The organism is Arthrobacter sp. yr096, from assembly GCF_900108925.1.
Classification (GTDB): domain Bacteria; phylum Actinomycetota; class Actinomycetes; order Actinomycetales; family Micrococcaceae; genus Arthrobacter.
The window spans coordinates 188,807-207,707 of record NZ_FNYI01000008.1; the positions used below are offsets into that span (position 1 = coordinate 188,807).

The 18,901-nt window shown below is 63.4% G+C and carries 18 protein-coding genes and 1 pseudogene; 10 read left to right on the top strand and 9 right to left on the bottom strand.

Features of this window, described 5'->3' with window-relative positions; all coding sequences use genetic code 11:
* Positions 1 to 72: 72 nt before the first annotated feature.
* From BMY91_RS19185 to BMY91_RS19195, 3 genes are all read left to right on the top strand, one after another.
* Positions 73 to 387, top strand: a complete 315-nt coding sequence (locus BMY91_RS19185) for a hypothetical protein (protein ID WP_090824821.1) — start codon at positions 73 to 75, stop codon at positions 385 to 387.
* Positions 388 to 504: 117 nt separating this feature from the next.
* Positions 505 to 3,303: a phosphoenolpyruvate carboxylase gene (gene ppc / locus BMY91_RS19190; protein ID WP_090824822.1), complete on the top strand. Its 2,799-nt coding sequence runs from the start codon at positions 505 to 507 to the stop codon at positions 3,301 to 3,303.
* 135 nt (positions 3,304 to 3,438) lie between these two features.
* On the top strand, positions 3,439 to 3,744 hold the full coding sequence (locus tag BMY91_RS19195) for a hypothetical protein (protein ID WP_090824824.1): 306 nt from the start codon (positions 3,439 to 3,441) through the stop codon (positions 3,742 to 3,744).
* A gap of 26 nt (positions 3,745 to 3,770) precedes the next feature.
* On the opposite strand, the gene BMY91_RS19200 is transcribed toward BMY91_RS19195, so the two are convergent.
* Positions 3,771 to 4,403 carry a DedA family protein gene (locus tag BMY91_RS19200; protein WP_090824894.1) on the bottom strand — a complete coding sequence of 211 codons (633 nt, stop codon included), beginning with the start codon at positions 4,401 to 4,403 and terminating at the stop codon, positions 3,771 to 3,773.
* 54 nt (positions 4,404 to 4,457) lie between these two features.
* On the opposite strand from BMY91_RS19200, the gene BMY91_RS19205 reads away from it, so the two are divergent.
* Positions 4,458 to 5,027: an O-acetyl-ADP-ribose deacetylase gene (locus BMY91_RS19205; RefSeq protein WP_177179960.1), complete on the top strand. Its 570-nt coding sequence runs from the start codon at positions 4,458 to 4,460 to the stop codon at positions 5,025 to 5,027.
* 101 nt (positions 5,028 to 5,128) lie between these two features.
* On the opposite strand, the pseudogene BMY91_RS19210 reads toward BMY91_RS19205, so the two are convergent.
* Positions 5,129 to 6,388, bottom strand: a pseudogene (locus BMY91_RS19210) (amino acid permease); the annotation flags it as partial.
* 101 nt (positions 6,389 to 6,489) lie between these two features.
* Here BMY91_RS19210 and BMY91_RS19215 point away from each other — a divergent pair.
* Positions 6,490 to 6,984: an Lrp/AsnC family transcriptional regulator gene (locus BMY91_RS19215; protein WP_256212833.1), complete on the top strand. Its 495-nt coding sequence runs from the start codon at positions 6,490 to 6,492 to the stop codon at positions 6,982 to 6,984.
* Positions 6,985 to 7,000: 16 nt separating this feature from the next.
* Here BMY91_RS19215 and BMY91_RS19220 read toward each other — a convergent pair whose 3' ends face one another.
* Complete coding sequence (locus BMY91_RS19220) at positions 7,001 to 7,660, bottom strand: hypothetical protein (protein WP_090824899.1); 660 nt, start codon at positions 7,658 to 7,660, stop codon at positions 7,001 to 7,003.
* Positions 7,661 to 7,738: 78 nt separating this feature from the next.
* Positions 7,739 to 8,668: an RluA family pseudouridine synthase gene (locus BMY91_RS19225; protein ID WP_090824827.1), complete on the bottom strand. Its 930-nt coding sequence runs from the start codon at positions 8,666 to 8,668 to the stop codon at positions 7,739 to 7,741.
* Between the two features lie 150 nt (positions 8,669 to 8,818).
* On the opposite strand from BMY91_RS19225, the gene BMY91_RS19230 reads away from it, so the two are divergent.
* Together BMY91_RS19230 and BMY91_RS19235 are read left to right on the top strand one after the other, a co-directional pair.
* The gene (locus BMY91_RS19230; RefSeq protein WP_090824829.1) at positions 8,819 to 9,460 is read left to right on the top strand and encodes an ArsR/SmtB family transcription factor; all 642 of its coding nucleotides are present in this window, start codon (positions 8,819 to 8,821) and stop codon (positions 9,458 to 9,460) included.
* Positions 9,453 to 10,145 (top strand): SRPBCC family protein, encoded by a 693-nt coding sequence (locus BMY91_RS19235; protein WP_090824831.1) that lies wholly within the window; start codon positions 9,453 to 9,455, stop codon positions 10,143 to 10,145. Before BMY91_RS19230 ends, BMY91_RS19235 begins: the two co-directional genes overlap by 8 nt.
* On the opposite strand, the gene BMY91_RS19240 is transcribed toward BMY91_RS19235, so the two are convergent.
* Entirely contained in the window at positions 10,142 to 10,729 is a 588-nt protein-coding gene (locus tag BMY91_RS19240; protein ID WP_256212834.1) for a TetR-like C-terminal domain-containing protein, read from the bottom strand. The two genes, BMY91_RS19235 and BMY91_RS19240, sit on opposite strands and share 4 nt — an antisense overlap.
* 88 nt (positions 10,730 to 10,817) lie before the next feature.
* Here BMY91_RS19240 and BMY91_RS19245 point away from each other — a divergent pair, with 88 nt between their 5' ends.
* The gene (locus tag BMY91_RS19245; protein WP_090824834.1) at positions 10,818 to 11,327 is read left to right on the top strand and encodes a DUF4188 domain-containing protein; all 510 of its coding nucleotides are present in this window, start codon (positions 10,818 to 10,820) and stop codon (positions 11,325 to 11,327) included.
* Here BMY91_RS19245 and BMY91_RS19250 read toward each other — a convergent pair.
* On the bottom strand, positions 11,324 to 12,778 hold the full coding sequence (locus BMY91_RS19250) for a MocR-like transcription factor YczR (RefSeq protein WP_090824836.1): 1,455 nt from the start codon (positions 12,776 to 12,778) through the stop codon (positions 11,324 to 11,326). The two genes, BMY91_RS19245 and BMY91_RS19250, sit on opposite strands and share 4 nt — an antisense overlap.
* 61 nt (positions 12,779 to 12,839) lie before the next feature.
* Between BMY91_RS19250 and BMY91_RS19255 the strand changes: the two genes are divergently transcribed.
* Positions 12,840 to 13,469 (top strand): membrane protein YczE, encoded by a 630-nt coding sequence (locus BMY91_RS19255; protein ID WP_090824901.1) that lies wholly within the window; start codon positions 12,840 to 12,842, stop codon positions 13,467 to 13,469.
* Positions 13,470 to 13,487: 18 nt separating this feature from the next.
* On the opposite strand, the gene BMY91_RS19260 is transcribed toward BMY91_RS19255, so the two are convergent.
* Genes BMY91_RS19260 through BMY91_RS19270 form a run of 3 tightly spaced genes read right to left on the bottom strand, consistent with a single transcriptional unit; the run spans position 13,488 to position 17,158 of the window.
* Positions 13,488 to 14,768, bottom strand: a complete 1,281-nt coding sequence (locus tag BMY91_RS19260; protein ID WP_256212835.1) for a glycoside hydrolase family 26 protein — start codon at positions 14,766 to 14,768, stop codon at positions 13,488 to 13,490.
* Between the two features lies 1 nt (position 14,769).
* The gene (locus tag BMY91_RS19265) at positions 14,770 to 15,207 is read right to left on the bottom strand and encodes an STAS domain-containing protein (protein WP_090824837.1); all 438 of its coding nucleotides are present in this window, start codon (positions 15,205 to 15,207) and stop codon (positions 14,770 to 14,772) included.
* Positions 15,208 to 15,262: 55 nt separating this feature from the next.
* Positions 15,263 to 17,158 carry a glycosyltransferase family 2 protein gene (locus BMY91_RS19270; RefSeq protein WP_090824839.1) on the bottom strand — a complete coding sequence of 632 codons (1,896 nt, stop codon included), beginning with the start codon at positions 17,156 to 17,158 and terminating at the stop codon, positions 15,263 to 15,265.
* 304 nt (positions 17,159 to 17,462) lie between these two features.
* Here BMY91_RS19270 and BMY91_RS19280 point away from each other — a divergent pair, with 304 nt between their 5' ends.
* Positions 17,463 to 18,725 (top strand): ricin-type beta-trefoil lectin domain protein, encoded by a 1,263-nt coding sequence (locus BMY91_RS19280; protein ID WP_090824905.1) that lies wholly within the window; start codon positions 17,463 to 17,465, stop codon positions 18,723 to 18,725.
* Positions 18,726 to 18,901: the final 176 nt, after the last annotated feature.

The window sequence follows — 18,901 nt, forward strand, 5'->3', positions numbered from 1 at the left end:
ACGTCCTCAAAAAGGCATGGGCCGGGTAATGCAGGGGTAGGCGCGGGCTTTGGGCGGGCGTACGCTGGCCGCATGGGGATCGATGCCGTGGTTGCAGTGGTGGTCTGTGTCGCCCTCGTTCTTGGTTCCATTTGGGCGGGAACACGGCTGGTTCAGCGCGGCGTGCCGGCCAAAGGTGCTACCGGCACGCTCGGGAGTGTGCTGTCCATGGTGGAACCTGCAACGGGTGCGCCCACCAGGGTGGAGGCGGCGGCTGCCCTTGAAGAAATGCGGCAGCGCAGGCACCAGAACCTGTCCGCAGGCCCCGGCCCCGCAGGCCAAGAGCTGTTGGGCGGCAAGGTGGTCCTTCCGAATCCTGCCGGCCCGCATGGTGATGCCAAAATCTGAGACGCATTCCTTGCGTTGAGTTTGGTGCGGGTAAGATCCCGTAGGAAACATAAGTAATCCGGCTCACAGTATCCAGCGCAGTGTACGAGCCACACCAGATCCCGAAGGTATGTATCTATGGTTCACACTGCCCATCAAGACACCGATCTCGCTGCCGAACTGCGCGCCGATGTGCGCCGCGTTTCCACCCTCCTTGGCGAGTCACTGGTCCGACAGCACGGTCCGGACCTCCTTCAGCTCGTGGAACAGGTGCGCCTGCTGACCAAGGAGTCCAAGGAAGCCGCCAGGGGCGGCGCGGACGCTACCGGCCCTTGGAGCGCGCACGACGTCGTTGCCCAGGTCCGTGAGTTGCTCGCCTCGCTGCCACTGGAGCAGGCCACCGATTTGGTCCGCGCCTTTGCGTTCTACTTCCACCTCAGCAACGCGGCAGAGCAGGTTCACCGTGTCCGTGGACTTCGCACCCGGCAGGAAAAGGACGGCTGGCTGGCCAAGGCAGTCTCTGAGATTGCAGGCCAGGCGGGTCCGCAGGTCCTGCAGGATGTGATCAACGAACTCGATGTCCGTCCCATCTTCACGGCACACCCCACCGAGGCATCACGCCGTTCGGTCCTGGACAAAGTGCGCAAACTGTCCGATGTCCTAGCCGAGCCCACCACCGAGGGCACGTCCGCCCGCCGGCGCCAAGACCGCCAGCTTGCTGAAATCATCGACCAGATGTGGCAGACGGATGAGCTTCGCCAGGTCCGCCCCACCCCTGTAGATGAAGCGCGTAACGCCATCTATTACCTGAACAGCATCCTCACCGACGCCATGCCGGAAATGTTGACGGACCTCTCGGAACTTCTTGCCGAGCACGGTGTCACGCTGCCGGCCGCTGCCGCGCCGCTTCGTTTTGGTTCGTGGATCGGTGGCGACCGTGACGGCAACCCGAACGTCACCGCGGCAGTCACGCGTGAAATCCTGCAGCTCCAGAACCAGAACGCCGTGCGCATCAGCATTGCCTTGATCGACGAACTCATCTCGGTCCTCTCCAACTCCACGGCACTGTTTGGGGCCGACCAGGAGTTGCTGGACTCAATCACTGTGGACCTCAAGAACCTGCCGGGGTTGGACAAACGCATTCTTGAACTGAATGCGCAGGAGCCCTACAGGCTGAAACTGACCTGCATCAAAGCCAAGCTGATCAACACCGGTCGTCGGGTTGCGGCCTCGAGCCATCACGAGCCAGGCCGTGACTACGCCACCACATCGGAGCTGCTGGCTGAGTTCGGGCTCCTGGAAGAGTCGCTGCGGAACCACGCGGCCGGATTGGTGGCAGACGGTGCCCTGGCCCGGGTTCGCCGTGCCATCGCAGCGTTTGGCCTGCACCTGGCAACCTTGGACATCCGTGAGCATGCCGACTACCACCACGATGCTGTGGGCCAGCTCGTTGACAGGCTTGGTGCCGGGAAGCCCTATGGCGAACTGACCCGTGAAGAGCGCTTCGAGTTCCTGGGTGCGGAGTTGGCTTCCCGCCGTCCTCTTTCCGGACACCCGATCAAGCTCGAGGGCACGGCCGACGGTACCTACGACGTCTTCCGGAGCATCCGCCAGGCCCTGCACACCTACGGTCCGGACGTCGTGGAGACTTACATCATCTCCATGACCCGCGGTGCCGACGATGTTCTCGCTGCCGCCGTCCTGGCCCGTGAGGCCGGGTTGATTGACCTCTTCGGAGGGAAGCCGCGCGCCAAAATCGGCTTCGCTCCACTGCTGGAGACCGTGGAGGAACTCCGCGCATCAGCTGAGATCGTAGATCAGCTGCTGTCCGATCCGTCCTACCGGGAGCTGGTCCGCCTCCGCGGCGATGTCCAGGAAGTCATGCTGGGTTACTCCGATTCCAACAAGGAATCCGGTGTGATGACCAGCCAGTGGGAAATCCACAAGACCCAGCGAAAGCTGCGCGATGTGGCCGCCAAGCACGGGGTCCGCGTCCGTCTCTTCCACGGCCGCGGTGGTTCCGTGGGCCGCGGTGGCGGACCGACGTACGATGCCATCATGGCCCAGCCGAATGGCGTGCTGGAAGGCGAAATCAAGTTCACCGAGCAGGGCGAAGTCATCTCGGACAAGTACTCCCTGCCGGAACTCGCCCGCGAAAACCTTGAGCTTTCCTTGGCCGCAGTGATGCAGGGCTCGGCGCTGCACCGCACGCCGCGCACCTCGGAAGACGAGCGTGAGCGCTACGCGAACGTCATGGAAACCATCTCGGACGCAGCATTCGCCCGCTACCGCACGTTGATCGATGATCCTGAGCTGCCGGCCTATTTTTTGGCCTCAACGCCGGTGGAGCAGCTGGGCTCGTTGAACATTGGATCCCGTCCGTCCAAGCGACCGGATTCCGGCGCGGGACTGGGCGGACTCCGGGCCATCCCGTGGGTGTTTGGCTGGACCCAGTCCCGCCAAATTGTGCCCGGGTGGTTCGGCGTTGGTTCAGGTTTGAAGGCAGCCCGCGAGGCAGGCTACACGGACCAGCTCCTGGAGATGATGGACCGCTGGCACTTCTTCCGCTCTGTCATTTCCAACGTGGAAATGACACTGGCCAAGACGGACATGGAAATCGCGGGCCACTACGTTTCTTCCTTGGTTCCGAAAGAACTGCACCGTCTGTTCCACATGATCCGCGACGAATACGAGCTCACGGTGGCCGAAATCGAGCGGCTCACGGGCGAGATCGAGCTGCTGGATGCCCAGCCAACCTTGAAGCGTTCCCTGGAAATCCGGGACCAGTACCTCGACCCCATCAGCTACCTGCAGGTGGAGTTGCTTCGCCGTGTCCGTGAGGAGTCAGTATCCGGGGCTGAGATCGACGAGCGGCTCCAGCGGGCCATGCTCATCACCGTCAACGGCGTAGCCGCCGGCCTGCGCAACACCGGCTAGCAGACGCTCTCTCACCTAACGCGCGTTTTCAAGGATCCCTCTCTCACCCGGTGAGAGAGGGATCCTTCTGTTGGTGCGGTAGGTGAGAGAGGGATCGCGGTCCGAGGCACGGCAATCGGGCGTTAGGGTGGTGGGATGCCGTCGTTCCAGACCAAGTTGAAGATCACTGGCCTCAAACCGGGCAATGCCCCCGAGTCCGTCATGGCCGCCGCCGTAGAGGCCTTGGAAACCCGCCATCACGTGGAATCGAACCAGCTGGACATTGTGGGCGGAGTGCCACAGATCAGCCTCCGCTTCACGGTAGGCGACCGCGATTACAGGGGCGAGAACGACGAAGCCCGCACGTCGGCTGCCATGATGCGTGACGCCGTCGAGCGCGTTGCCCTTACCGGCAGCTTGTACGTGCTGCGTCGCAGCCGCGGCCGTTGGTCGCCCATCTAGGACCGCAGGAATCCAACGCCGGGACGCTACTCGGGCTGGGGGACATCGCCGTCGTACGGTTCGTCCACGGGTGAGCGGCTGCCATGGCGCCTGGTGACAATCAGGCCCACCACCACACCAATTACCAGGCCGACTCCCACGCCTATCAGCGAGCTCGCCCAGAAGGGAAGCTTGGTGGTGGAGCCGGTGAAGTAGCCCAGGCCCACTTGCCACACGGCCCACAACACGGCGCCCAAGCCGGCGCAGAGGCTGAATCCACGCACGGAAACATTGGCGATGCCAGCTGCGGACGAGGTAGCGAGTCTTCCTCCCGGGATGAAACGCGCGCCGATGATGGCACCGTACGTTGAGGAGCGGCCCGCCTTGGCGATTGCCTCGTGGATTCCGCGGTGAACCCGGCGGCCCCATGACCATCGGTCCAGGACATGGCTGATGCGCCGCCTGAACAACACGAAAACCGCCATGTCTCCGAGCCAGGAGGCGAAAGCGGCGAGGAACAGGATCAGCCAGAAGTTGGCGTGGCCGTCGGCAGCGAGAGCGCCTCCGGTAATCACCACCATCTCGGACGGGATGGGCGGGAAGATGGCATCACCCAGCACGATGGGGACGATCCACAGATATATTGCGGATCCCCAGGTCTCGGGGGCGGTGATGTCCATGGCCACAAGGTACCGCACTTGCCGCTGCCGCTGCTCCGGCGCGAGACTGGCGGCATGCGAATCGACATCCTGCACGGAGATATCACCACGCGCGGCGTTGACGCGATCATCAACGCCGCAAACTCATCCCTGCTCGGTGGAGGGGGAGTGGACGGCGCAATTCACAGGGCCGCTGGACCTGAACTCCTTGAGGCGTGCCGTGAGCTGCGGCGGACGGAGTTGCCGGGTGGGCTGCCAGTCGGTGGCGCCGTCGCGACGCCCGGCTTCCGGCTTCCTGCCCGCTGGGTGGTCCACACCGTGGGACCCAACAGGCACGCAGGGCAGACGGATCCGGCGCTGCTGGCTTCGTGCTTCCGCGAAAGTCTGACGGTGGCAGCGGGACTGGGTGCCCGGTCCGTGGCTTTCCCCGCGATCAGCGCCGGAATCTATGGTTGGGATGCGCGTCAGGTTGCCGAGGTAGCCTTCGACGCCGTGAGATCGTTCTGGTCGTCATCGTCAGCGGGTGCCTCTGCAGGCAGCCCGCTGGAGGCAGTGGAGTTCGTGCTGTTCTCCGAGGATACGACGGCGGTCTTCCGGACGGTGTTTGGGTCCTCCCCGGGGTTTGATTCTTCAGAGGGTGCCTGACTCTTGCGCCGTTGCACCACGAAGAACAGGACCGTGACGAGTGCAAGGGACGGAAGGCCAAAGATCAGTGTCATGCTGAACGCCTCGGTGCCGAGCGTGCTCACGGCAATCGCAAGCATGAGGACGGCGCCCAGGATGGTGCCCACGGGGTAGAAACGGGTTTTGTAGGAGAGCTCAGTTCCGCTGCGCTTGAGGCTCCGGCGGAAGAACCAGTGGGTCACAAAGATCATGAACCAGGTGAACATGGCGCCGAACATGGAAATGGCCATCATGAAGGTGAAAGCAGTCTCGGGGAACATGGCGTACACCACGGTGGCGATCGCAATTCCGGCCGTGGACAGAATGAGGGCATTCACGGGTGCGCCGTTGGGCCGGAGTTTTCCAAAGATGGACGGTGCGTCTCCGCTGCGGGAGAGGCTGAAGATCATGCGGGTGGAGATGTAGAGCTGGCTGTTCATGGCGGACAGTGCCGCGATAATCACCACGAAGGTCAGCAGGCTGTCAGCGAAGGGGATGCCCAGGTTCTGCATCACGGTGACGAAAGGGCTGCCGCCTGCCAGGATCTGGCTGACGGGGGCGATGGCCAGGATCAGTGCCAGTGTGACGATGTAGAAGAGGAGGAGCCGGACAATGGTGGTGCGGAAGGCCTTCTTCACGGCAGTCGCGGGATCCTTGGCTTCGCCGGCTGCGATGGCGATCATCTCGATGCTGAGGTAGCTGAAGATGGACACAATTACCGCGAACCAGGTGCCGGACAGCCCGTGGGGGAAGAATCCGCCGTCGGACGTGTAGTTCTGGAAGCCTGTACCTTCCGTACGGTCGCCGACGACGATGTATGCGCCCAGCACAATGAAGGCAATGATCGCGAAGACCTTGATGCTGGAGAACCAGTACTCCAGGGTTCCGAACACCTTCACGTTCAAGGTGTTCACGCCGATGAGCACTGCCGAGAAGAAGATGACCCACAGCAGCGAGGGCACGTCAGGGAACCACAGTTTCATGTATTCGCCCACCGCGGTGACCTCGGTGCCCACGGCCAGCACAATGCAGGACCAATACATGTACTTGACCAGGAATCCGGCCAGCGGGCTGACATAGTGCTCGGCGAAAGCGCCGAACGAGCCCGAGGTAGGGTGGGCCACTGTCATCTCTGAAAGGCTACCCATCAAGAGCAGGGCGATCAGCCCGCCAATCGCATAACTGATGATCACGCTGGGACCGGCCAGGCCGATGGCAAATTTGCTCCCCAGGAACAGGCCCGTGCCGATTGCACCGCCCAGCGCGATCATGGTCATCTGGCGTGAAGTGAGCTGCTTTTTCAGCCCGCCTTCACGTTCCTGGATCTTGTCGAAACTGCTCATCACGACCTCCTCGTCGATTCTGCAAATCGCTTCAAGATAGAATCCAACTCAAGCTGGCACCAAGGATTTTGAAGAATCACAAAATGAAAAGGGATTGATTCGTGTCTGATTCAACTATCGCCCGAAATCAGAGTGCCCTCGCGAATCGCGTTCGGCTGGACGATACGGACCGGCTGATCCTCAAGGAGCTGATGGCCGATGCGCGGATCCCCAACAATGTACTGGCCACGAAGGCCGGGATTGCACCTTCTACCTGTCTGGGACGGGTCCGGGCCCTTCGGGATGCCGGGATCATCCGGGGCTTCCACGCATCAGTGGATCTTGAAGCGTTGGGATTGCTGGTCTACGCGCTGATCTCAGTCCGGGTGAACTCGCAGGCAAGGAACAAGATGTTGGCGATCGGTCAGAGGTTGAGGGCGCTGCCAAACGTCCAAAGCGTCTTCCTGCTGGCTGGTGACCAGGACTTTCTGGTACATGTGGCCTGCGGGACGCCGAAGGAACTGCGTGACTTCATTGCCATCCATCTCGCATCGGATCCTGCAATCGCCAACACCCAGACGAACCTGGTGTTCGACCATCTGACGCCGGGGGACTGAGTCTCTCCGCGGAAGGTCAGGCTGGTTCCGGTGCAGCGCCGCTTGGCGCCTCAGCCGGCCGCTTGTGCCCGAGGAACTTTCCCGCCCTGAAATACCAGTACGGCCATGCTGCCCACGATGACGCACCGGCAAGGAAGCCCACTCCCATTACTGCGTAACGGAGCCACTCCGGCCCGGGGATAAGGAATCCAAGGCCGGCAATGGGAAGCCCGATCAGCAGCGCTCCGCCGATGAACCGGCCAAGCTTCGCGAGTCCGCTCGGATAGTCCCCAGCGTGAAGCAGCTTGTTGTTCGCCACGAGGAACCAAATCCCTTGGATGACAATGGCGGACACGGAAACTGCCGTGGATGGCCCGAAGTCCAGCACCTTGAGTACCAGGAGAGCAGAGCTCGTGGCACCCGCTGCGCAGGCCGCCACGGTCACCCATTTCAGCGGCCCGGTCCACTGTGTTTCCGGAAGGCGCTTGTGGACTTGGAGTATCACCGGGATGACGAGAACGTTGAACACCGCACCCGTGGCATCGTTGATGGCGCCGAACACGAAGGGGCCGCCCCGGGGCACCTCCACGGCGTACATGGCTCCGAGGGTCAGCACACCGGCAACGCCAACCGCTGCGGCAGAGTAGGCGAAAGCCGACGCAGTCTTGTCGCCCGGAATTTCAGTGATGTGCTTCATCGCAACTCCCCGGTTCTGCCCCAGCAAACCCATGGTAGCCCTGCTTTGTTGCGGAAGAAACGGTGTCCGCACAACGTGTCAGGCGTGGGCTTCGCTGAGCTCCAACCGGCTCCGGTACTCCACGGGATGCTTGCTGATGGGATCTATGAAAGTGATGCCGCGGGCCAGGAGTTGGAGGGGCCTGCTGTAGTCATCCGGGGCCTTGTCCAACAGATCCGGATAGAAGGCGTCGTTGACGATTCCCAGCCCGAGCGAGGCCATGTGCACGCGGAGTTGGTGCGTCTTTCCGGTGTGCGGCTCCAGCCGGTACAGCGCGCGCTGGTGAGTTCCGGCGTCGAACGTTTTTGTCTGTTCAATGCGCGTTTCAGCGTTCGGTTCACCCGGAATGACTTCGGCGAGCAGGTAGCTGCGGGACTTGGTCATGCGGTTGCGGACAACTGCAGGGAACTCGACGGCGGGAAAGCCTGCGGCGGGCGTCGCGGCGGAAACACACTCGTATTCCTTCTGGACCTGGCGCTTCTCGAAGAGCACCTGGTACTTACCGCGGGTCTCGGGGTTGGTGGAGAGCAGCAGCAGGCCGGCGGTCATGCGGTCCAGACGGTGCATGGGGATGAGGTCCGGGAGGTCCAGCAGGTTCCGGAGCCGGACCAGCGCGGATTCCTGGATGTACGTGCCGCCGGGCGTCGTGGGGAGGAAGTGCGGCTTGTCCACCACCAGGATGTGTTCGTCCTGATGCAGGATGGTGATTTCCACTGGCAGCCGTGTTTCCGGCGGGAGCGTGCGGTAGTACCAAATGAAGGTGTGGTCCTCCAGTTTGGTGCTGCGGTCCAGGGGTACGCCGCCCTCGCCCACGATTTCGCCGGCGTCGAACCGGTCCTCGATGCCTTGGGGGTCTATGTGTCCCCAACGGTGCATCATGTAGTCCATTGCGGTGGTCCATGGTCCCTCGTCCGGCAGACGGAGGCGGGTGGCGTTCACGCCGTCGCGCACGGGGAGGGGGGATTGCATCACCGGACAATTCTACCGGCCAGGCGTTGTGGGGCCCGCTCTGCGCCCTTAAACGCGCCCGAATCGCGCATAGCGGGCCCCACAACGGAGGGCTAACCGAACATAAAAAAGTTCTTGACAATAAAAGTTGTCGGTAATCATACTTGAAGCATGTTGGACATCGAAGTGATCGAGGACCCGGCCGCAGCGGAAGCCTCGCTGGACCCGATCCGGACACGCATCCTCCAAGAGCTCGCCGAACCGGCCTCGGCCACCCAGTTGGCTGCCAAAGTTGGACTGCCGCGCCAGAAAGTGAATTACCACCTCAAGGCCCTCGAGCGGCACGGTTTGGTGGAACTGGTGGAGGAACGACGCAAGGGAAATGTCACCGAACGCGTACTGCGTGCCACGGCGGCGTCGTACCTCATTTCGCCTGCCGCTCTGGCCTCCGTGGCCCCGGATCCCCGGCGCTTCGCAGACCGCTTCTCGGCTTTCTGGCTGCTGTCCCTGGCCTCCCGGACTGTGCAGGAGATGGGCAAACTCATCGCCGGTGCTGCAGTGGCCAAGAAGAAGCTGGCCAGCTTCGCGATCGATGGCGAGATCACTTTCCGCTCTGCTGCCGAACGGGCAGCGTTCGCGGAAGAGCTCGGCGTAGCGGTGACCCAACTGGTGGATAAGTACCACGACGGCGGTGCTGCCGCCGTGGCGGGCGGTGCACGTAAGCACCGGCTCGTCGTCGTACTTCACCCGGCACTTAAAACAACCCAAACCTCCCCGGAGCAATCAGCAGAAAAGGATCACAGCAATGACTGACAACCGGAAATTCGAAATCGTAGCGGACACGGAACTGCCCGGCACTCCCGAGCGGGTGTGGCAGGCGGTCACCAAGGACACTCCCGCCTGGATGTTCCCCACGGATCAGTGGCCCGACGTCAAGACCACCGAGGAATACCCCAGTCACCTGGTGTCCCGGATGGACGGCCCCGACGGATGGTTCAACCAGCTGGAGCACATCCTTGAGCCGCTTGAGGGTGGCCGCGCCAAGCTGCACTACGTTCACAGTGGCATCTTTGCCGACAACTGGGACGAACAGTACGACGGCGCCAGCAAGCACACCGAGTTCTACCTGCACACCCTCGGCCAGTACCTCCAATACTTCGACGGCAAGCCGGTGGTCTTCACCGATGTCCAGGCACCCGCGTCATCGCAGACGCCGGACGGTTTCCTGCAGCTGAAAAAGGCGCTGAGCGTGGAAGGTGCCGCCGCCGGTTCACCGTTCGAAGTGGACGTCGACGGCGTAGGCCGGCTGAGTGGGGAAGTGGACTTTTCCAACGAGAACTTCCTGGGGCTCAGGACTGCTGACACCTTGTACCGTTTCTTCGGCAGGAACGCTTTCGGCGCTCCGGTGGGCATGACGGTGCACGAGTTCAGCGGCTCCGGCGATTCGGAACTCACGGCCAAAGCTTGGGGCGCATTCCTGGAGAAGGTATACGCCTAAGAGCCCGGTGAGGCCGCCCAGGCCCGAGCCACGGAATCCAGGGCGGCCTCATAAATGGAGGCCCAGTCGGTGGCGGGATCGTTCATCTGCGCCAGCTCCAAGCTGACGAGTCCGTGGACCTGCCCCCAGATGGCCATGGCCACGAGTGTGGGCTCGTCCTTGCGCAGCGCGCCCGCTGACTGTGCGGCGACCACCGCCTCCACCAAGGGGAGCATCGACTCGGAGGCGACTTCCGGCGTCGGGCTGCAATCAACGTAGGCGGCCAGTGCGCCGCCGAACATCAGGCGGTAAAGGGCCGGGTGGTCCAGGGCCCAGACGCGGTAGGCCTGGCCCAATCCCAACAGTCCGTCCTTGGCGGCCTCGCGTTGGGACTCCCCAAAGGAGCGAAAACCGTCGTCGACGGCGGCCCTCAGCAGTTGCGCTTTCCCGCCGAAGAGCGAGTAGATCGCGCTGGTGGACGTCTCTGCGGCAGCGGCCACGTCGCGGAGGGTGACGCGCGCCGGACCTTCGCGGTCCACCAGCTCAGCGGTGACCGCGAGAAGCCGATCCTGAACGTGTTGATCATGAATTACGGGTCTTGCCATACCCTCAAGTGTTTCATAACATTGTTTCATAACAACGTTACGAAACCCGGATCCGGGAACTCGACGTTTTCCCAACCGAAGGATTCACATGGCACAGGAGATCTTCCCCGGCCGCTTCACTGCGGATGTCGGGCGCGAAACGGTCACCGTTTTCCTCATCGGAATGCGCGCAAACCGATGGTGGAAGATGGGCCGCGTTGCCAAGGTGGCGTCGGCGATGCCCACCATGATGAAGCACCTCGCCACAAACCCCGAGGCAGGCCTGCTCGGCAGCGAGCAATGGTTCGGGCGGACCACCATGCTGCTCAGCTATTGGGAAAGCCCGGAGCACCTGAGGCGCTTCGCCGCGGACAAGGACTCCCCGCACCTGGGTCCATGGCGGAAGTTCATGAAGGAGATCGCGGGCAGTGGCGATGTGGGGGTGTGGCACGAGACGTACCAGGTGCCGGCGGCGGGTATTGAAGTGGTGTACAACGGCATGCCGCTCTTCGGGCTCGCCAAAGCAACCTCGCACGTACCCGTCGGACCCGGCAGCAACACGGCGAAGCAGCGCATGGGCTTAGCTGCACGGGCCGCACACCAGGCGACGGACCGCTAGGCGACTGCGGCAGCAGTTGGCCTCCCGGCCTTGAGGGTTCGGCGCAGCTGGGGTGATGCGTCCAGCGTGTCCTGGGCGGCGCGCAGCGCACGGACCGCGAACTCCAACTGCTCCGGCGGCAAGGTGTACGGCACGCGCATGTAGTGTTCAAAGGCGCCGCCCACCCCGAATCGCGGACCCGCGGCCAATCGAAGCCCGAAGTCCGGTGCCAGAACAGTCAGCGCAGTGCTGCACGGCGAAGGGAGGCGGCACCACACCGTCAGCCCACCCCGCGGGCGCTCCACCTCCCACTCCGGCAGGTGCTCAGCCAGCAATGCCAGCAGGGCCTCCCTGTTGTGGCGCAGCTCCTCCAGCCGGGCGTCCAGGGGCTCGGCGAAGGAACGTACCAGGCGCGCCGCAGCCAATTGCTCTACCACGGGACCGCCCAGGTCCATGACGGTCCTCGTTGCCACGCAGCGGGCAATCAGGGTCTCGTCAGCGCGGATCCACCCGGTCCTGAGGCCCGCCCAGTGGGACTTGCTCAGCGACCCAATGGACACCACGGCAGGACCGAAGGAGGACATCGGCGCGGTTCGGACGGCGTCGAGGTTCAACCCGCGCAGTGTCTCGTCCACCACCAGCACGGTCCCGGACGCTGCAGCCGCGCGCACCAAGCGGCGCCGCTGCAGATCCGACATGATGCGCCCTGTTGGGTTGTGGAAATCGGGAACAAGGTACGCCATGGCCGGGCGTTGCTGGTTCATGGTGGACACCAGGGCGTCGATGTCCCAGGCCGGCGACGTGCCGGGCGGCAACGCGACCGGCAAGGGCTTGCAGCCTGACGCCCTGATCGCGTCCAGGGCGTTGGGGTAGGTGGGGTGTTCCACCAGCACCCGGTCCTGCTTCCCGGCGAGCGTTCGCAGCACGATGTTGAGCGCGTGCTGAGCACCTGAGGTGACCAGGATCTGGCCGGGCGTCGTGGGAACGCCCTCAGCCGTGTACTTGTCCGCGATCGCTTCGCGGAGGGCGGGGACGCCGACGGCGTCGTATCCAAACCCGGGCAGGAGGGCAGGGAGCTCAGTCAGAGCGTCCGCGAATGCTCGATGCACCACCTCGCCGGCGGCTGATAGCGACGCGTACGCCAGGTCCAGGAGTCCGTCCGGCACGGCCAGTCCCGGTGCGCTCACCGGCACGCTGCGGTGCGGGATGCACGTCCTCCCGCGGCTGCCTTGCCCTGCCGTGAGGAAACCTTGCTCGCGCAGGCTGGCGTATGCAGCGGTGACTGTGGTCCGGCTGAGTCCCAGCGTCTGGGCCAGGGCCCGCTCGCTGGGCAGTGCGACGTCCAAGGGGATGCGCCCATCCATCACCAGTAAACGCACGACGTCGGCCAGCTCACGGTAGGCGGGCAGGGCGCCGGAGTTCCACGAGCCCAGAAGGCGGACGAGGGCGGTGGGGTTCAGTGAGCCGGACATAAGACCAGTATTCCAAACTGGCTATGGAATACAAGGCCAGTTTCCTTGGATGATGTATTTCATGATGACCCGAAGAATCACACAACTCTTGATCGGCCTCGCGATGTATGGCATCTCCTTGGCCATGTTCATCCGAGCCGGCCTTGGTTTGGACCCGTGGGATGTTTTCCACCAAGGCGTGTCCCAAAAGACTGGATTCAGCATTGGTGTTGTGGTCATCGCGGTCAGCTTCCTGGTTCTTCTTCTGTGGATCCCGCTGCGGCAAATGCCGGGAATCGGCACCATCGCCAACGCCGTCCTGGTGGGCCTGTTCGCCGATCTGGGCCTCTGGCTTATCCCGGAGTTCTCCCACCTCGGCGGACAGATCGCCATGCTCGCAGGAGCCGTGATCCTGAACGGCATCGCCTCCGCCTGCTACATCGGTGCACGCCTTGGCCCCGGCGCGCGCGATGGCCTGATGACCGGCCTGGTCCGACGTACAGGCTGGTCCGTTCGGCTGGTGCGCACCGGCATCGAAGTAGTTGTCCTGGCTGTGGGCTTCCTCCTGGGTGGCTCCGTGGGCGTGGGCACCGTGGTGTACGCCCTGGCCATCGGGCCGATCGTGCAGGTCCTGCTGCCGAAGTTCATGGTCCCGGAGCGGGCAAAGGCAACGGCCCCCACGGAAACCGTGGAGGCCGCGCCCGCCGCGTAGGGCTTAGCGCCCGGGGCACTAGCGGCACGCCCCCAGATCCTCGCCGTACCGCAACCAGTCCGGCAGGTCCTGGGTCAGGGCGTCGCGGATGGCGGGTGATCCAGCGCTCCGCCAGTCGACGTCGTCGTTGATCTCAATCTCGTACTTCTTCCACTCGAACCAGTTGATCATCTTCAACTGTGGGTATTTTTGGTGGGTTTCGGCGGAGAATACCTGGCGCCACCAAGTCCTCTTCACGTCCAGCTCGGAGGCTCCGCCGCGTGCCGGCGTGAAGATGGCCGCGGTCTCTGGGATGGCCACCGGCTTGTTGTGATCCACCCCGTACACCTGGTAGAAATCCGGGACTGAACTGTCGTTGCCGGCGGTGCCGCTGTACGTTCCGGTGAGCATGGCCAGGAACTTGCCTGGCTCGGCAACGTCGTTGTTACCCCAAGGGCGCTGGTTGCCCCAGTGATACAAGGAAACTCCCACCCAGTCCACAGCGTCATCCCCGGGATAGTAGGGCGAGTAGGTGTCGTCGGACATGGTGAGGGCGCCATCGTGGTCGGTGTCCAGAGCGGCAAAGTCCGGAGTGCCCGGACGGGCCGCGTACTGGCCGCCAGTGAACGGATAACCGCCGCCGTAGTTGGGCGCCCACATCATGGACGTGCCGGGCGCTTGGCTGTGCACAGCCGCCGCCACTTTGCGGAAAACCTCCACGTAGCGGATCGGTTGCTGGCCCCACGAGTACCAGGAGCCATTCATCTCATGCGCAAAACGCACGACGACGGGCGTCCCCTGATCGTTGATGGCACGTAAGTCGGTGGCCAACTTTGCGATGACTTCATCGCTCATGGTGGCCAGTCCGCCGTGCGGCTCAAGCGTCAGGAGCAGCGCTCCACCCGTAGCGCGGACCTGGGTGACGGCATTGGTGGTGTGGGACCACGTTTCCTGGTCATAAGGAATATCCGAGAACTGCACCACCACGGCGGGATCATGGCCGAGGTTGGTGCGGTGTTGGGCCAAAGTCTCCGAGTCCCAGTCCAGGTTGACGCCCAGGAGCACGCCGTCCTTGGGGATGATCGACGAGGCATCGTCCGCCCTGCACAGGGACAATGCCTGCACAACGGGGACCACTTCCTTGGACGCGAAGCCCAGGCCCGTGGCCACCAGTGCTGTGACCAGCAGCGGAACCAGCAGGCTGGCGCGCCTTCGTTTGCGGTCAGGGTGTCCGGTGAACGTGGGTGGTGTTGGGTTCGGCCTGGGTGGTGTTGGCCACAGCTTGGGTGGGTCCGGCGGCGTCAGTGTTGACCGGGCCATGTCAGCCCCAACCGAACGTGCGATGCCGTCGCGCGAACATCGTGAGCCAGCCGGGCCGGCGTGCAGCGTGACGGGCCCGCACGGGTGATGTGCCGCCGTCGACGGCTTCCTCGCGGGTGCCGTAAATGCGGGCCACTTGTCCCAGATGGGCTTGAAGCCGGGTATCGTCCAAAGCCGCTGAACTGCCGAAAAGCCGCAAATCTCCTCCGCGTGCGCGCAGCAGATGCAGCACTTCAAGAAGGCCGACGACGCCGGAAGCGCCTACTGAGGTCACCTCAGTGATATCCAGGAGGATCAGGATGGGCCCGTCAGTTGCGGCCTTGGCCGAGTCCTGCCGGATGGCTAAAACGGTGGCTGCGTCCATGGCGCCCTGGATCCTCAGATCGCAGGCTGTCAGTGATGTGGGAGTGGCGTGTGAAACACGGGAAAGTGTGGACATGATGGGTCGCTCCTGGCTGGGGGTTGGAACGGCGTTTTGGGTGATTAGTGGCGGGTCAGTCCCTCAGGGGAGGTGCTGTCCGCGACGGTAGGCCAAGGACACTGGCCAGTTGCCCGGGTGTGGGCATGGGATCCAGCTGCTCTTCGCCTGGACCCTGATACCGGGCTGCACCGATGACCACGCCCAGCAAGGCAAGGTCCAGTGCCACCCAGGCGAGGGTGATGAGCGTGGGGTAGAGGGGAGCTTCGCCAGTGGCTGCGCGGGCTATGCCGATTCCCGATGAGGCCAGCAGCACGGCTATCGCCACCATTTGCAGCCGGACGTGGTGGAAGCCCCGCCCTGTTGCCTGTTTGCTCTTGGCCGTGACGGAGAACGTCAGGTGTTTGCCCAGGAAAACCGCCGCCGCACCCGAACAGGTTGCGGCGATCCACGTGGGAAAGAGCGCGAAGGACCATTGCTGGCCGCGCCACAAACCCCTGGCCCCGTTGCCCGCAACCTGGAACAGCAGTTGGCAGGAAATGAAGAACGGCAGGAACAAGCAGAAGAACACCACAGGGCTGGCAGTGAGGGGGTAGGTCCCGGCTACCAGGAACACCACCGGCGCCGCAATGTAACTCAGGGCGGCGAAACCGTTCAGATAGCTGGTCATGGTGCCCAAATACATCAGGCGCTGTGCCAGAGTCAGCCCGCGCAGAAACAACGGATTGTCGTTGAAAAACACCTGCATGGTGCCCGCTGCCCAGCGATGACGCTGCGACAACATTGTGGACACATCCTCCGGGGCCAGTCCGTGGACCAGGACCTCGTGGTGGTAGACGCTTCCCCATCCCATGGCATGAAGGTGCATGGCCGTTGCCATGTCCTCGGTGATGGTGGTGGTGTCCATCGGATGGATGGCCAGTGCTTGGTCAGTATGCGCCACGTCCACCGATTCCAGCACGGCATCGAGTTCCGGCACTACGTCATCCATGGCATCGGGCACTGCCAATGCCGCCGCATGGAAGGACACCCGGAGCTCGAAGGTGATCTCCGCGAGCACGTCCCCCCGGCGGAGCTGTTGTTCGGCGCGGGCGATCGCTTCCAGCGCCTGTTCCACCACCGGCATGGCCGCCGGGTGGCGACGGCCCAGTTCGCCAAGCAGGTCCTGCAACCTGGAGCGGCCCCGGCGCAGGGCGCTCCAGGTGTGCTCCGTGGCGGTCCGGGTGTAGCGGGTGAGGCCCAAGGCCATGAGGGCCTCCCTGCGCAGGACGGCATTGGAACCGCAGAAGAACGCCGCGTCCCACCCGTCCTTGCCCTGCTGGATGGGGCCGTAGAACAATTCGGCCTGGCTGCCCAGGGGATCGCGGTCCGGAACATTCCAGAAGTGCTGGGGTGTCTGGACGAAGGCCACTTCCTCTGCATCAAAGTAGCCAAGGACGCGGTCCAGGAAGCGGGGCTCCGGGACTTGGTCCGCGTCCAGGATGGCCACGAACTCACCGGTGGTCATGGACAGGGCGTTATTGACGTTGCCTGCCTTGGCGAACCGCTGCCGGCCGTCCCACTCGGGACCACGCGTGATGTAGCCAACGCCGATCCGCCGGGCTGCGCCAGCGAACTCCTTGCGGTCGCCGTCGTCCAGGATCCAGGTTTCGTGCGGATATTCCAGGTCCCGGGCAGCGAGGGCCGTCTTGAGGACGAGCTCCAGTGGCTCGTTGTAGGTGGCGATGAACACGTCCACGGTCCTGCCCGGCAGGGCGGGTGGGGGAGGTGGACGTCGTCGTGCGTTCCACATGGTGATCGCGTACAGTGCTGACTCGCCCAGGCTGTACGTCTCCGCGGCCACCAACGGCAGGGAAATCCACCAGGCATCCCATGCAACGGTGCCTGACCAGCGCCAACTGATATAGATCAGGCCAAAAGAAACCACCAGGACCGCAAGGATCCTTACCAATATCTGCCTATGAATGCCCATGTTTAGCCTCCGGGTAACTGCTGGGGAAAAGGCAAAGGCACGGCAGCCGGTCCAACGCCTTGGGGGCGAAAGTTGGGAGGACACGGCTGACGCGCCTGGAGCATGCATCGTCGATGCTCAGAGGAAGGAATTCAGTTGCGAACGGAATTTACGGCTTCCTGATCCCACTTTCTCCCGCCTGCATTTCGTCGGCGTTACGGACGTGATAAGTGCTTTCGCGTTGATTATTTCCTCCCAGTGACATTTTGGATGTCGCTGCAAAAAGCCTTGCGGACCCGGCGGAAAGGCCGTCAGAGTGGCAACCATGAAGCGAAGACTCATGCCTCTGGCGATGGTCATCGTTGGCCTGACCATAACGGCGACGCTCATCGCTCCCGAACCTCCGGCGCTGGCAGCCGCCAGCATGCCGGCCCCCGGTGCGCTGCTGTGGAGCGATGAGTTCAACGGACCCGCCGGAACCGCCCCGGACAACAGCAAATGGGTTCACGACACGGGCGGGTCAGGGTGGGGAAACGGCGAACTGCAGTACTACACCAACAGCACGCACAACGCCGCCGCGGATGGGCACGGAAACATGGCCATCACCGCCCGCCGTGAAAATTCTGCTGGTTATCAGTGCCACTACGGAACGTGCCAGTACACATCCGCGCGCCTGTTGACGGCGGGAAAGTTCAGCCGCACGCAAGGCCGGTTCGAAGCCCGAATCAAGCTGCCCAAAGGACAAGGAATGTGGCCCGCCTTCTGGATGCTGGGCGACAACGTCTTCACCGACGGCTGGCCCAACAGTGGCGAACTGGACGTCATGGAAAACATTGGCAAGGAATCCGGAACCGTGTGGGGAAGCATTCACGGCCCGGGGTATTCCGGTGCCAACGCGGCGAACGCCAGCTACACGCTGCCGCAGGGAAAGGCGTTGGCCGAGACTTTTCACACGTTCACCGTGGACTGGGGACCGGAGTCCATCACGTGGTACATCGACGGCATCGCCTACTCGCGGAAAACCAAGGCCAACACTCCCGGGCCCTGGGTTTTTGACCACAACTTCTTCCTGCTGTTGAACCTCGCTGTGGGCGGCTACTGGCCAGGAGCGCCGGACTCGGGAACAGCTTTCCCGCAAGCCCTGCTGGTTGACTACGTCCGCGTGTACCAGCTCGCCGCCCCGCCGTCGCAACCCGCAGCTCCCGCCAGCACCCGGATCCAGGGTTATGCGGGCAAGTGCATCGACATCGCGGGACGCCAGGCCACAGAGGGTGCCGAACTTCAGCTGTGGGACTGCGACGCTGCTGCTTCCGAGCAATGGACATTTGCCGCCAACGGAACTGTTCGATCCTTGGGGAAATGCATGGACGTCGCCTGGGGCTCCACCACCAACGGCGCACGCATTCAACTCGCCACGTGCAGTGGAAATGCCGCGCAACAGTTCGTGCTGAACTCCGCCGGCGATTTGGTGAACCCGCAAGCGAACAAATGTGTGGACGTGGCGGATTGGTCTGCGTCCGCAGGTTCCCGCTTGCAGCTTTGGGATTGCGCCGGGTCCGCCAACCAGAAGTGGTGGCGGATGGCGTAAAAAGCGTCCGACGGCGGTGCGCACCTTTGCGGGACCGCCGACTATTGCTGGGGCGGCTGGGGAGCTTCCTGGAGTAGTCGGCAGGCCGGGCTTGGGGCCGCGCCGCCGTCGCGGCGGTGACCGTTGTGCCCGGCCGGGCATATTTGAGGTGCCCGGCTGGGCCGCGGTTTCAGCTA